This window comes from Flavobacterium sp. K77 (genome assembly GCF_021608205.1).
Classification (GTDB): Bacteria; Bacteroidota; Bacteroidia; order Flavobacteriales; family Flavobacteriaceae; genus Flavobacterium; species Flavobacterium turcicum.
The window spans coordinates 495,398-509,107 of the sequence record NZ_JAKIHO010000001.1; the positions used below are offsets into that span (position 1 = coordinate 495,398).

Sequence of the window (13,710 nt, forward strand, 5' to 3'; positions counted from 1 at the left end):
TTTTGAGCTAATTGCGCCGTTTTTTCAATTGATCTAATCATGCATTACCTTTCTGAAACACTTTATTTCCCTGACGTTAACCAAGCCAATCGCGATGGAATTCTTGCTATTGGTGGCGATTTGTCTCCTGAGCGCTTGCAGTTAGCCTACAAAAGTGGCATCTTTCCGTGGTTCGAAACTGGTGATCCTATCCTTTGGTGGTCGCCAAACCCAAGAATGGTTTTGTTTCTTGAGGAGTTAAAAATCTCCAAAAGCATGCGTAACGTTCTCAACAAAGGCGAATTTTCGGTTACCTTCAATCAAAATTTTAGAGACGTGATTTCCTACTGTCAAAAAGTAAAACGCGACGGTCAAAACGGCACTTGGATTACTAATGACATGATTGAGGCCTATTGCAAATTGCACGACTTAGGCATTGCAAAATCAGTTGAAGTTTGGCAAGATGACATCTTAGTTGGCGGTTTGTATGGCGTTGATTTAGGAAATATTTTTTGTGGAGAGAGTATGTTTTCGTTAGTTTCTAATGCTTCTAAAGTGGCGTTTATTGCCTTGGTAAATCACTTGAAAAATGAAAATTATAAGCTGCTCGATTGCCAAGTATACAACCCGCATCTCGAAAGTTTGGGTTGCAGAGAAATTCCTCGCGAGGAGTTTATGCGAATTTTGCAGCATCAGTAGGGCCTATTTCCAGCTGTTTGTTACAAGTCCTCCTTCAAAGTCTTATTTTTTCTAAAGCCATCAAAGGAGCTTCCTGCCGGTCGCTCTTTGCTGTCTATAAAAAATAGCCTTTTCAGTCCGGGCTTTTCACGTCCATCTGGGGCAGGGAATTTCGTTTCCAACAATTTTCTACATGATCATCAACCATGCCTGTGGCTTGCATGAAGGCATACATAACGGTAGAACCAACAAATTTAAAACCGCGTTTTTTTAAATCCTTGCTTATAGAATCAGAAATTGGTGAAGTAGCAGGAACTTCTTTTAAAGTTCTTGGAGAGTTTTTAATTGGCGTGTGATTGACAAATGCCCATATATAAGTTGAGAAACTTCCAAATTCTTCTTGAATTTTAATGAAATTTTGCGCGTTGGTCATAGCCGAATAAACTTTGAGTTTGTTGCGAATGATTCCTGTATCTTGTAGTAATTCTTGAATTTTATCATCAGAATAGTGCGCAATTTTTTTATAATCAAACTGGTCAAAAGCAGCTTTGAAATTTTCTCTTTTGTTCAAGATGGTAATCCAACTTAAGCCTGCTTGAAAGGTTTCAAGTAGTAAAAATTCGAATAGAGTAGTGTCATCATAAACAGGAACACCCCATTCTTCGTCATGGTATTTCATGTATAAATCACTAGAATGACACCAGCCACAACGTATTTTATCATCGGTGATCATTCTTTATCAGAGGCTAAATAATTTTTTATCATATAGTGTCCTAGATAAATTAAGGGAGTCAAGAGCATGGCTGTGCCAAGCTTAAAAGTATATCCTGTTAATGCTGAGGTTAGGAAGGTTTCCAAGTTGATTTTGCCTGGCAACCAAAAAGCAATTCCCAAAACAATAAAAGAATCAAACAATTGCGATATGACGGTTGAACCTGTGGCTCTAAGCCATATTTTGTTGTTTCCCGTTCGGTTTTTGAAAAACCAAAAAACAGTAACATCTATTAATTGTGATACAAGAAATGCAATAATGCTCCCCACAATGATCCACATACTTTGACCGAAAACAGCGGTAAATTGAGCATCGTTTACAGGGCTAATTCCTTTTGCTGCAGGAATAGTAATGGCTAGGAATAAAATAATAAACGAATAGGCAATTAATGCAGCAGTGATCAAGGATAATTTTTTCACTCCTTTTTCGCCGAAATAATCGTTGATTAAATCTGTAGTCAAAAACACAATAGGCCAAGGCAAAATACCGATACTCATTACAAATGGTCCTATTTGAATTAGTTTACCGCCGATTAATTCAGCAGTAACGGCATTAGTGATAAATATCCCAGCAAGGATGATGAAGACAAGTTCTTTTTTGGTTTTGAACATAGAATTAACTTTTGTCAAATTTAATAAATTAATGAGAATGTTAGGGAGTTGGTAATTTCAAATAAAAAACCCCATTTCAACAAAATTGAAATGGGGTTGTATTTTAATTTGATGGCAAGTATAATTGCATCAAATGTATTTATTATCCTAAAGAAGCTCTTTTGAAACCTGTAATTTCAACATTGAAACCTTTAACATAATCACCTACTTTTTTACTATCATCTTTGATGAAGTTTTGATCAAGTAAAGCTTTTTCTTGGTCTAAAGTAGTGTTGTCAGAGATAAAACGTTGGATTTTACCAGGAATAATTTTGTCCCAAATTTGCTCTGGTTTACCTTCAGCTTTCAATTCAGCTTTAGCATCTTCTTCAGCTTGTTTGATTACTTCTTCAGTTAATTGAGAGAAAGAAATGTATTTAGGAACATTTTTTAAAGTTTTTCCTAAACGTTTTGCTTCTTCATTTTCTTTTTCAATGATCGCGATACGAGCTGCTAATTCAGACTCAACAAAAGCAGGATCAAAATCTTTGTAAGATAATGTATCAGCTCCCATTGATGCTACTTGCATAGAGATATCTTTAGTCAAAACTTCAGCATTTGGTACAGCTGCAGAGATAGCAGTTAATGCAGCAATTTTGTTAACGTGAACATAAGATCCAACGAAAGCACCTTCTAAAATTTCAAAACCACCGATTTCGATTTTTTCACCGATAACACCAGTTTGTTCAATCAATTTTTCAGCTACAGTAATTCCGTTGAAATCTGATGCTAAAAACTCTTCTTTAGATGAGAAGTTGATCGCTTTTTCAACTAATTCTTTAGCCAAACTTACGAAAGATTCATTTTTCCCTACGAAATCTGTTTCGCAGTTTAAAGTGATGATAGCTCCTTTAGTTTTATCAGCATTGATAAAAGAAACAGCAGCTCCTTCAGAAGACTCACGGTCAGAACGGTTAGCAGCAACTTTTTGACCTTTTTCTCTAAGGTTTTGGATCGCTTTATCGAAATCTCCCTCCGCTTCAACTAAAGCTTTTTTACAGTCCATCATTCCGGCACCTGTAGTTTGTCTTAATTTGTTTACGTCTGCAGCAGTAATTGTTGCCATAATATTTTGAATTTTAATGTTAAAAGTAAAAATTCCAATTTTCAAATCCCAAATTCCAATGTTATCAGAAAGTTATTTTCTGATTTTGGAATTTGGAATTCAAAATTTGGAATTCAAAATTTGATTTATTCTTCAGTTGCAGTTGCAGCTGGAGCTTCTGCAGTTTCAGTAGCTGGAGCAACAACTTCAGCAGTAGCTTCAGTTTCTTTTTCAGTACCTCTATCAGAAAGACCTTCGATAATTGCAGCAGTAACTAAAGTTAAAATTTTATCAATTGATTTAGAAGCGTCATCATTTGCAGGAATAACATACTCTACTTCACGTGGATCAGAGTTAGTATCAACCATTGCGAAAACTGGAATGTTTAATTTTTGAGCTTCTTTTATAGCGATATGTTCTGCTTTGATATCTACTACGAACAATGCAGCCGGTAGTCTAGACATGTCAGCGATTGAACCTAAGTTTTTCTCTAATTTAGCACGAAGACGATCAACTTGCAAACGCTCTTTTTTAGATAAAGTCATGAAAGTACCATCTTTCTTCATTTTATCAATAGTAGCCATTTTTTTAACAGCTTTACGGATAGTTACAAAGTTAGTTAGCATTCCACCAGGCCATCTTTCAGTGATGTAAGGCATGTTTGCAGCTTTTGCTTTATCAGCAACGATATCTTTTGCTTGTTTTTTGGTAGCAACAAATAATATTTTTCTACCTGATGCAGCGATTTTTTTCAAAGCTTCATTAGCCTCTTCAATTTTTGCTGCTGTTTTATATAGGTTGATAATGTGAATACCATTACGCTCCATATAAATGTAAGGAGCCATGTTTGGATCCCATTTTCTAGTCATGTGTCCGAAGTGAACACCTGCTTCTAGTAAGTCTTTAACTTCTATTTTGTTTGCCATTTTTGTTCTAGTTTACGTTCTGTTGATTAGCAATAAGCTTCTTTGATACGACTTTCAGACCTGTGTCTGCAAGACTTTCGACTTATTTAGATGCTAAACTATTTCCTACCTCGGTAGGAGAGCAACAACAACTGTGTTTTTAAATTTATACTGAAATTTTTTCAGCATTTTTTTAATAATTTCAAGGTATATAAAAATAGATCTTGAAATAAATTTGATATTAACGTTTAGAGAACTGGAATCTCTTACGAGCTTTCTTCTGACCGAATTTCTTACGTTCAACCATTCTTGGATCTCTTGTTAATAAACCTTGTGGTTTCAAAATTCCTCTGTTTTCAGCATTAACTTCACACATTACACGTGCTAATGCCATTCTTACAGCTTCTGCTTGACCATTTGATCCACCTCCGTAAACGTTCACTTTTACATCAAAGTTACCTACATTCTCTGTCATAGACATTGGTTGTAATACTTTGTACTGTAAAGTTGCAGTTGGGAAATACGTTTCGAATGCTTTTTTGTTTACAGTGATTACTCCTGTTCCTTCTGAAACGTAAACACGTGCAACAGCCGTTTTTCTTCTACCGATTTTGTGAATAACTCCCATTACTTAAGATCGTTAAGGTTAACTGTTCTAGGTTTTTGAGCGCCTTGTTTGTGCTCTGATCCTACAACAACATTTAAATTTCTAAAAAGTTCAGCTCCTAATTTGTTTTTAGGTAACATTCCTTTTACAGCTTTTTCTACTAATAATGCAGGGTTTTTCGCTTGCAATACTTTAGCAGTTAAACTTCTTTGACCTCCTGGGTAACCAGTGTGACGGATGTATGTTTTTTCATCCATTTTGTTACCTGTAAGGTTGATTTTTTCTGAGTTGATAACAATTACGTTATCACCGCAGTCCACGTGTGGTGTGTAACTTGGTTTGTACTTACCTCTTAAAATCATTGCGACTTTTGAAGCAAGACGACCTAAGTTGTGACCCTCTGCATCTACAACAATCCACTCTTTAGTAACGGTGGCTTTGCTTGCTGACTGTGTCTTGTAGCTTAATGCGTCCATAATATATTTTTAATTAAACATTCCATCCCCAATAAAGGGGTTGCAAAAGTACAATTAATTATTTTAAATGCAAATACCTGAAAAGATTATTTTAGAAACGGTTGTGTGCTGATTATCAAACGGATATTAATTGTCTGTTTGGTTTACCTTAATTCTTTTTTGTTTTAGGTAACTGCTTTGCATTCAATAGATTTTATTTTTCGTAGTGTTTTTTGGTTTTTCGCGTTTTTTTATGCTAAATCCGTATCAAAAATGGTTATTTTTGTCAATTAGACACATTGTATTTTAATTATTGCTACATTGTGTTCGTTTTTTAAAACTAACTACGCACAACCTAACTCCTATGAAAGCCAAAGCAACTCTAAAACAAATTGCCAAAGAACTCAATGTTTCTGTTTCTACAGTTTCTAAAGCCTTAAATGATAGTCCAGAGATTAGTGATCAAACTAAAATTAAGATAAAGGAATATGCCAAGCTTAAAAATTACAAGCCGAATGTTATTGGTTTGAATTTGAAAAACAGAAAAACGAAAACAATTGGCGTAATTATTCCTAATATCTTAAACTCCTTCTTTGCTAAAGTTTTTAGCGGAATAGAGAAAGTTGCCGATGAAAAAGGATACAACGTTATTATGTGTATCTCCAACGAATCGTCAGAAAAAGAGGCGCACACGCTCGAAATGTTAAGTAATGGTACAACGGATGGTTTTATAGTTTCAGTTTCTGAAGAGGCACAAAAAAATGAAGATTACCAGCATTTTTCTGCGATTATTAATGACGGTACCCCAATTGTTATGTTTGATCGTATTGCCGAAGGTGTTGATTGTGATAAAGTTATTGTAGATGATTTTGATTCCGCACTCAACGCTACACAGCATTTGATTGATTTAGGTTGCAAAAAAATTGCGCTTTTCTCATCGGTTGATAATTTGAGTGTAGGAAAATTGCGTGCCGAAGGTTATTTAAAAGCTCTGGCAAACAATAATATTGCTGTAAATGAATCCATCATCATTCGCACCGATGCGGAGGAAGATTTAAAAAGTAAGGTTGATGCTGTTTTTGCTCAAGGTATTGATGGTATTTTTGCTTTAGAAGAAAACGATTCGGTAGCAGCCTTGCGATTTGCAGTAAAAAAAGGGTTTCGAGTACCAGAAGATATTTCGATCATAGGGTTTGCTGATGGAATTTTGGCTTCGCGCCGATTATCTCCGAGTTTAACTACTGTAAGTCAGCACGGAATTGAAATAGGAGAAGTAGCCGCTACATTACTTATTGATCGTTTGGAGTCAAATGAAGAACATTTGCCTTATGAAACGAAAGTGATAAAAACCAAATTGAAAGAGCGCGAATCTACGCGATTGGTTTAAAGTAAAAAATATTTACGTTAAATAAAAAAACTCTAATCGACTTGATTAGAGTTTTTTTATACCTTCTTATTAATGTGCTTCGAGCCAATCTTTTCCTTTGCCAATTTCAACTTCTAATGGAACATTTAGGTGAAAAGCATTTTCCATTTCGTGTTTAATCATAGGCTGAATAGCATCTAGTTCGTCATTGTGTACATCAAAAACAAGTTCATCATGTACTTGAAGGAGCATTTTGCTTTTCCAGTTTTCATCGGTCAACTTTTTATGAATGTTGATCATGGCAATTTTGATGATATCGGCGGCGCTTCCTTGAATTGGTGCATTGACGGCATTTCGTTCAGCTCCACCACGAACGATAGCGTTTTGCGAATTGATATCTTTTAAATACCTGCGACGTCCTACAATAGTTTGCACATAGCCATTGTCTCGGGCAAAATCAACCTGATCTTGTATGTATGATTTTAATTTAGGATACGTTTGGTAATAGGCTTCAATCAAATCGGCACTTTCTTTACGCGACAAGTTGGTTTGATTACTCAATCCGAATGCCGAAACCCCATAAATGATTCCGAAATTCACTGTTTTGGCATGACTACGTTGTTCGCGAGTCACTTCTTCTAACGGAACATTAAATACTTTTGATGCGGTTGATTTATGAATATCTTCTTTATTTTGAAAAGCTTTAATCATATTTTCTTCGCCACACAAAGCGGCAATCACGCGAAGCTCAATTTGAGAGTAATCCGCCGAAACTAAAGTGTAGTTTTCATCTCTAGCAACAAATGCTTTCCTGATTTGGCGACCACGTTCAGTACGAATTGGGATGTTTTGTAAGTTGGGATTGTTTGAGCTCAAACGTCCTGTTGCTGCTACCGTTTGCATGTAATCCGTATGAATGCGTTTTGTAGCAACATCAACTTGATTCGGTAGGGCATCTACGTAGGTGTTTTGTAGTTTTACTAATTGACGCCAATCTAAAATATCTTTTACAATTGGATTTTCCGCGGCTAAATAACTTAGGATTTCTTCGCCAGTCGCATATTGTCCTGTTTTAGTCTTTTTTTGCTTAGCGCCACCAATTTTTAATTTGTCAAATAAAATATCTCCAAGTTGCTTTGGCGAGGCTAAGTTGAATTTTTCGCCTGCGGTTTCGTAGATGTTTTGTTCTAGCTTTTTTATGTCCTCTGTTAGGTTTTGCGAAAGCGATTGCAAGAAAGCCACATCCACACGAATGCCTTCGCGCTCCATATCGGCTAAAACTTTAACTAACGGAATTTCGATATCGTCAAATAATTTTTTTGTTCCGGTGTTGTCTAATTCGGTTGTGAATAATTCTTTGAGTTGAAAGGTAATATCGGCATCTTCTACAGCGTATTCTTTTATTTCCTCAAGAGCTACATCGCGCATTGACTTTTGGTTTTTACCTTTTTTACCAATAAGTTCTTCAATTGATTGTGGACTGTATTGCAAATAGGTTTCGGCTAAAATATCCATGTTGTGACGCATGTCAGGATTGATCAAGTAATGCGCTATCATGGTGTCAAATAGTTTTCCTTTTACAGTGATGCCATAATTAGAAAGTATTTTGAGATCGTATTTTAGATTTTGACCAATTTTTTCAATGTTTTCGTTTTCAAAAAACGGAAGAAACTTGGCAGCAAGTGTTTGTGCTTCTTCTTGATTTTCGGGAAACGGAACATAAAATCCTTTACCTTTCTCAAACGAAAATGAAATTCCTACCAATTCTGCATGTAGCGCATCAAGGCCAGTAGTTTCGGTATCAAAACAAACGGAGCTTTGATTTTGTAGATTTTGCAAGAGCAAGCGCAATCCTAAATCACCTTGAATGATTTGATAGGCGTGTGGTGTTGTTGCCAATGTGTTATAAAAAGCGGTGCGACTAACAGCGTCTTCATCAGTTGTAGCTGTTCCAAATAAATCAAATTGGTCGTCGTTTTTAGTGCTTTTTTTGTAAAGCTTCGCATCGTTAGTAACTTCAGGCGTATTGTTGTTTTGCGATGGATTTTTAAAAATGGCATCAAATTGCTCGGCCATTCGTCTAAATTCTAATTCGTTAAACAGTGCATCTGTTTTTTCAACATCAGGCGTAGATAATTCATAATCAGCCTCGTTGAAGGTAACTGGACAATCTAATAAAATAGTTGCTAATTTCTTAGAAAGTAAACCCAACTCTGAATTCGCCTCAATTTTGGTTTTGATAGCTCCTTTGAGTTCATGGGTATTGGCTAATAAATTTTCAATTGAACCGTATTCGGCTAAGAATTTTTTAGCAGTTTTTTCGCCCACACCCGGTAATCCTGGAATGTTATCGGCAGAGTCGCCCATCATTCCTAAGTAATCAATTACTTGCTCGGGTCTTTCAATTTCAAATTTTTCAAGTACCTCTGGAATACCCCAAATTTCAATTCCATTACCCATTCGGGCAGGCTTGTACATGAAGATATTTTCAGATACTAATTGTGCAAAATCCTTGTCTGGCGTAACCATGAAAACTTTAAAATTTTCTTTCTCAGCTTGTTTGGCTATGGTACCAATTAAATCATCGGCCTCGTAACCCGCTACTTCAATAATAGGAATATGCATTGCTTTTAGCAATTCTTGAATATAAGGAACGGCAATTTTAATAGCCTCTGGTGTGGCATCTCTATTGGCTTTGTATTCCGGGAAAAGTTCGTTTCGAAGCTCGCTACCTCCTTTGTCAAAAGCTACTGCCAAATGATCTGGTTTTTCTCTTTTGATGACATCCATTAGCGAATTCATAAATCCCATAATGGCAGAAGTGTCCATGCCTTTGGAGTTAATTCTAGGATTTTTAATAAAAGCATAATATCCTCTAAAGATCAAGGCGTAGGCATCGAGCAAGAAAAGTCTTTTTTGTACTGACATAAGTTTGAATTTGTAAAGATTTCAAAAGTACAAAACTTAGAACACAATGTGCAGAGGGGCTAGCAAATCTTTTGGTATAATCAGCTCGTGATATTTTTTTAGGATGCTGTTTTTTTTCGTCTCTAAAAAGCTACTCATTGTTTTATAATTCAAATTTAAACATATAACCATCTAGATAAAATATAAGAAATAAATTATATTTTGATAAAAAATATGTATTTTATCGATTTTATTTGTTTTTAATCGATAATATTAATTAGTTTTGACTTAAGATTTAAAAACATACTTTTTTATAATTTGAAACTCATTTGTTATGAAAAAAAATTACTTTACCTCAAGAAAATTACAAAGCTGTCTTTTGTTTTTCATGATATTGACTGCAACGGTTTCTGCGCAAGTGGGTGTTGGTACAATTACTCCAGATGCAAGTTCAGTATTGGATGTTTCATCAACTACTCAGGGAATGCTTACTCCAAGAATGACAACTGCACAAAAAAATGCAATTGCTTCGCCAGCGGATGGATTAATGGTGTATGATACTGATTTGAAAGCTTTTTGTTATTACAATCAATCAGTGACTGCTTGGACGCAAATGAATAGCGCCACTACGGGTCGATTAAAGTTTAAAAGAATAAAATCTTCTGATGTCCTATCCACTGTTTTGGCGGCAGAATTAGCTAATGGCGGCGGCTCAAAATATGTTTTAGATAGTGGCACGTATTATGAAATCAATGGCACAATAAATGTCAATTTCCCTATTGACCTAAACAATGCTTATTTAGTAGGATTGGACGCTAATGAGGATGTACTATTTAAATCAAGTGGTACCTTATTTGAGGGTGCGACGGGAGGAACCGTAAAAAATCTAGGTATTGCAGGAGGGAGTGCTGTTTTTAATTTGGTGGCGTCGGGTAACACACAAACTTTTATATTTAGAGATTCTATCGTTTCAGGCTCAGCCAATGTTGGAACAATAAGTGGTTTTGGATTAGTGTTTTTCTCAGTGATAAATTATTCTGGAAATACAACAGGAATTACTTTTGGCACTTCAACTAGAGTTTTGTTGAGTAATACTGCTTGGTTTGGTAACAACACTGGTACTTTTGAAAAGTTTACAGGCACATTTTCTTTTATTCAAAAGCAAGGTGGCTTCTGTGAAGTAAATGGATCAGCCATGGGGGTAGATGTTTCTTCAAATCCAATAATAACAGGAGATGCGGTTATGGAATCAGTTGTTTTTACTGGAACTAATACTGTGGGTTATGTTGGTCGATATGCTACGGGCAGTTATGCAGGCTATAATTTTAATAATAGTTGGAATGTACGTTGCGCTGGGATACCAACTGAAACCGATGCTGTTGCTGCCGGTGATTTTACTTTTGATTATCCTGTTGGTCAAGGGGTTCAGACAACTTTTTCGGGGAGTTCGATTAATCCAACTGCTATTTTAAAAGTTGCGGGTGTGTCTGCATCAACAAATTTGTTTCGATTTTCTACAGGAGGTGTTAGTAACCGATTAGTTTACGATGGTAAAAAGAAAAGACTTTTCCAAGTAACTGGTTCTATTTCATTTCAAGTACCTAACCCAGGAACGTACATTATCTACATTGCTAAAAATAATCAAGTTATTAATCAGTTTAAGATTTATGGGCGCGGGTTAATTACAAATGACATCGTAATAGTGCCTTTAGATGCGTTAGTAGAATTATCTAATTCAGATTATGTAGAAGTTTATGCTCAAAGATTAGTGTCAACTTTTAATGGCGATAGTATCATTACGCCCAATCTAACTTTGATTGTTAAATAGTACAGTTGTGAAGATCATAAAGACACATCATTAAGTTTTTAATGGTGTGTTTTTTTGTTTTGCATTTTTAGTAAAAGAATTTTATTATGCTTAACCGACCGTTAAATTTTAATTAATGCTACCTTGGTTTAATCAAATCTTTCGTTATTTTGTCCAAAAATAAATTTTAATGATTTTTCGTCTCGTATTTATTAGTTTGATTCTTTTTGTATTAGAATTATATACTTATCAGTTTCTTAAAACTTTAATTAAAAGCAAACCGGTGGTGTTGTCCTTGCAAGGATTAAGTGTTCTAATTTTAATTTATATTGTTTATGCATTCACTCAGTTTGATCGAAGTGTGGGGCAAACTCAACAAACAATGTTTACCATGGGATTGCTGTTGGTGGTTTATGTACCAAAGTTGCTCATTACTATCGTGCTATTAGGAGAAGATGTTTACAGATTGTTTGTGGGAACTATTCACTTTTTTGGAAACTACGACAAAGACGCCGCTTTTTTTGATTCCCGTAGAAAATTTATTAGTAAAATAGGTTTAGGCCTTGCTGCAGTCCCTTTTCTCTCACTAATTTATGGAGTAACCATTGGGAAATACAATTACAAAGTAATAAAGCAGCGTATTTTTTTTCCAGATTTACCAGATGCATTTGATGGTTTTACAATTACTCAAATATCAGATGTTCATAGCGGAAGCTTTGATAATCCGGAGAAAATTCAATATGCTATTGATTTAGTCAATGAACAAAACTCGGATATCATTTTATTTACAGGTGATATTGTCAATACGCACGCTAAAGAAATGCATCCTTGGATTGAAACTTTCAATAAAATTAAAAGTCATCCTTTTGGTAAATTTGCAGTGCTTGGTAATCACGATTATGGCGAATATGTTACTTGGCCTAATGAGGAAGAAAAAGAAGCCAACTTTCAGGCTATAAAAAAACTATACGGCGACATTGATTTTAAATTATTGCTAAACGAGCATACGTTTATCAAAAAAGGAACAGATCAATTGGCTTTGATTGGAGTGGAGAATTGGGGACATAATTTTAAGCAAGCTGGTGACTTAAAAAAAGCTTCGGGTTCATTAACCAAACAAGATTTTAAAATATTAATGAGTCACGATCCTTCGCATTGGGACAAAGTTGTTCAACATGACGATAAACACTATCATCTTACGCTGTCAGGACACACGCACGGTATGCAGTTTGGTATCGAGATTCCAGGATATTTTAAATGGAGTTTAGTGCAATATGTATACACACAATGGGCAGGATTGTATGAAAACCTTGGGCGATATGTTTATGTTAATCGAGGATTCGGTTTTCATGCCTACCCAGGTCGAGTAGGTATCATGCCTGAAATTACAGTTATAGAACTAAAAAAAGGTGTAAGTATCGCATAATTGGTTAAAAATGCTACATTTGTAATACAACTAACTTTTTGTAGTTAATTTTCAAAATTAAATTTTTGGTTTTATGTCAAAATTTGGAGAACTAATCAATACTCGAATTCCGGTACTGATAGATTTTTATACCGATTGGAGTGAGCCCTCAGTATCAATGCATCCTGTAATTAGAGATGTGGCGGCCGCGCTTGGTGATAAAGCAAAAGTCATAAAAATTGATGTCGATAAAAACAAAGAGTTGGCTGATGCATTGCGCATTAAAGGACTTCCTACCTTAATGATTTATAAAGAAGGCCAAATGGTTTGGAGGCAATCAGGTGAGTTGGACGCCAATACCATTATTAGTTTAGTACAAGAGCAGGTTTAAAATTGGTGTACGGTATCACAACGGTTTGCATTCAAAATTGTGCTGTTGTAAGTATTCCAAAATTTTTGGTAACACGTACTGTAAATTAGTGAACGCTTTTTTGCTATCGTGAAAAACGATAATACTTCCTGGCCGTATTCCAGTTAATACATTCTTTAAGCACTGTTCTTTAGTAATTGTAGTATCAAAATCTGCACTTAAAATATCCCACATTACAATTCGATATCCCAATTGGCGAGCTGTTTTAGCTTGCTTAGGTTTTATTTTGCCGTAAGGCGGTCTAAATAATAACGGCAATTGATTTGTAGTGGTTGCTTTGTCAAGTTCGATTTGACAATTTATAATATCATCTTCATATATTTTATTTTGAGTTTTCCAGCCGTTTAAATGATTTTGGGTGTGATTGCCTATGCGATGACCTGAGCTATTGATTTGCGCAATAATTTCTGGATTTGCTGCTACATTGTCTCCAATACAAAAAAACGTAGCTTTGCAATGGTATTTTTGTAATTGAGCAAGTACCCAAGGCGTAATTTCTGGAATCGGACCATCATCAAAAGTTAAATATACGGCACGTTCTTTTGTGTCAATACTCCAAATGTATCGGCGAAATAAACGCTTGATAAGCCAATTTGTTTTAACCCAATAGAAGTTCATAAAGCCTGTTTTGTTTGTGAATTTTGGTGCAAGTACGTTTTGAAGTAATGTTTTATTAATGTTTGTAAATAAAAAGAGTGTTTTAG

At 35.3% G+C, this 13,710-nt stretch carries 13 protein-coding genes; 5 read left to right on the forward strand and 8 right to left on the reverse strand.

The features are described from left to right. Positions 1-39: 39 nt before the first annotated feature. The gene (gene aat, locus L1S34_RS02220; RefSeq protein WP_236362595.1) at positions 40-678 is read left to right on the forward strand and encodes a leucyl/phenylalanyl-tRNA--protein transferase; all 639 of its coding nucleotides are present in this window, start codon (positions 40-42) and stop codon (positions 676-678) included. A 112-nt stretch (positions 679-790) separates the two neighbouring features. On the opposite strand, the gene L1S34_RS02225 is transcribed toward aat, so the two are convergent. From L1S34_RS02225 to rplM, 6 genes are all read right to left on the reverse strand, one after another. After that, positions 791-1,390 (reverse strand): DNA-3-methyladenine glycosylase I, encoded by a 600-nt coding sequence (locus L1S34_RS02225; protein ID WP_236362597.1) that lies wholly within the window; start codon positions 1,388-1,390, stop codon positions 791-793. Next, a complete protein-coding gene (locus L1S34_RS02230) occupies positions 1,387-2,040 on the reverse strand; it encodes a queuosine precursor transporter (RefSeq protein ID WP_236362599.1) in 654 nt (217 codons plus the stop codon). Before L1S34_RS02230 ends, L1S34_RS02225 begins: the two co-directional genes overlap by 4 nt. A gap of 142 nt (positions 2,041-2,182) precedes the next feature. Beyond that, positions 2,183-3,145, reverse strand: a complete 963-nt coding sequence (gene tsf / locus L1S34_RS02235; protein ID WP_236362601.1) for a translation elongation factor Ts — start codon at positions 3,143-3,145, stop codon at positions 2,183-2,185. 125 nt (positions 3,146-3,270) lie between these two features. Next, on the reverse strand, positions 3,271-4,050 hold the full coding sequence (rpsB, locus tag L1S34_RS02240; protein ID WP_236362603.1) for a 30S ribosomal protein S2: 780 nt from the start codon (positions 4,048-4,050) through the stop codon (positions 3,271-3,273). Positions 4,051-4,270: 220 nt separating this feature from the next. Further along, on the reverse strand, positions 4,271-4,657 hold the full coding sequence (rpsI, locus tag L1S34_RS02245) for a 30S ribosomal protein S9 (protein WP_166133017.1): 387 nt from the start codon (positions 4,655-4,657) through the stop codon (positions 4,271-4,273). Continuing rightward, positions 4,657-5,112: a 50S ribosomal protein L13 gene (gene rplM / locus L1S34_RS02250; RefSeq protein ID WP_166133019.1), complete on the reverse strand. Its 456-nt coding sequence runs from the start codon at positions 5,110-5,112 to the stop codon at positions 4,657-4,659. The genes rpsI and rplM overlap by 1 nt, the downstream gene beginning before the upstream one ends. Positions 5,113-5,455: 343 nt before the next feature. Here rplM and L1S34_RS02255 point away from each other — a divergent pair, with 343 nt between their 5' ends. After that, positions 5,456-6,478 carry a LacI family DNA-binding transcriptional regulator gene (locus L1S34_RS02255; RefSeq protein ID WP_236362605.1) on the forward strand — a complete coding sequence of 341 codons (1,023 nt, stop codon included), beginning with the start codon at positions 5,456-5,458 and terminating at the stop codon, positions 6,476-6,478. A gap of 69 nt (positions 6,479-6,547) precedes the next feature. Here the strand turns inward: L1S34_RS02255 and polA are convergent, their stop codons facing one another. Continuing rightward, positions 6,548-9,385 (reverse strand): DNA polymerase I, encoded by a 2,838-nt coding sequence (gene polA, locus L1S34_RS02260; RefSeq protein WP_236362607.1) that lies wholly within the window; start codon positions 9,383-9,385, stop codon positions 6,548-6,550. Positions 9,386-9,698: 313 nt separating this feature from the next. On the opposite strand from polA, the gene L1S34_RS02265 reads away from it, so the two are divergent. From L1S34_RS02265 to L1S34_RS02275, 3 genes are all read left to right on the forward strand, one after another. Then, entirely contained in the window at positions 9,699-11,192 is a 1,494-nt protein-coding gene (locus tag L1S34_RS02265) for a hypothetical protein (RefSeq protein WP_236362609.1), read from the forward strand. Between the two features lie 169 nt (positions 11,193-11,361). Then, the gene (locus L1S34_RS02270) at positions 11,362-12,597 is read left to right on the forward strand and encodes a metallophosphoesterase (RefSeq protein WP_236362611.1); all 1,236 of its coding nucleotides are present in this window, start codon (positions 11,362-11,364) and stop codon (positions 12,595-12,597) included. Positions 12,598-12,670: 73 nt separating this feature from the next. Continuing rightward, entirely contained in the window at positions 12,671-12,967 is a 297-nt protein-coding gene (locus L1S34_RS02275) for a thioredoxin family protein (RefSeq protein ID WP_236362613.1), read from the forward strand. Between the two features lie 15 nt (positions 12,968-12,982). Here L1S34_RS02275 and L1S34_RS02280 read toward each other — a convergent pair whose 3' ends face one another. Beyond that, the gene (locus tag L1S34_RS02280; RefSeq protein WP_236362615.1) at positions 12,983-13,624 is read right to left on the reverse strand and encodes a polysaccharide deacetylase family protein; all 642 of its coding nucleotides are present in this window, start codon (positions 13,622-13,624) and stop codon (positions 12,983-12,985) included. Positions 13,625-13,710 lie beyond the last annotated feature (86 nt).